Here is a 461-nt window from a genome sequence, read left to right on the forward strand (position 1 = left end):
CCAGTCAAGCCTGACGACCATAGCGACTTGGTCCCACTCCTTCCCATCCCGAACAGGACAGTGAAACGAGTCAGCGCCGATGATAGTGCGGATTCCCGTGTGAAAGTAGGTCATCGTCAGGCTATTAAATCGAGACGCCCGGTCATTTGATCGGGCGTCTTCATCTCCGCCGGTAGATGCAAGCATTGTGCTCTCAGTGTTTGCATCTGACGTTGCAAGGCAATGCAGAAATGAAGCGAATAAGGGTTGACGAGTATATCGTTTTAATTCATAATCAAGCTTCTCTGTTGATATCAAAAGAATGGTGTCGGCGGCGCAAGGCGAAGAGTTTGGGCTCTGAAGATTGCGATGTTCTTTAATAATTAGCAGCCGATAAGCGTGGGCGTTTGAGGCGAAGTGATGTTGCAGGGTGACTTGCAACGGTCCTTCGGACTTTAAACGCTCACGGAAATTAGATTTGA

At 48.8% G+C, this 461-nt stretch carries 1 rRNA gene; it reads left to right on the forward strand.

The features are described from left to right. Positions 1–9: 9 nt before the first annotated feature. Positions 10–122 (forward strand): 5S ribosomal RNA (rrf, locus tag ACG04R_RS28430). Positions 123–461 lie beyond the last annotated feature (339 nt).

The sequence above is a fragment of the Pelomonas candidula genome, assembly GCF_043555985.1.
Taxonomy (GTDB): Bacteria; Pseudomonadota; Gammaproteobacteria; order Burkholderiales; family Burkholderiaceae_C; genus Pelomonas; species Pelomonas candidula.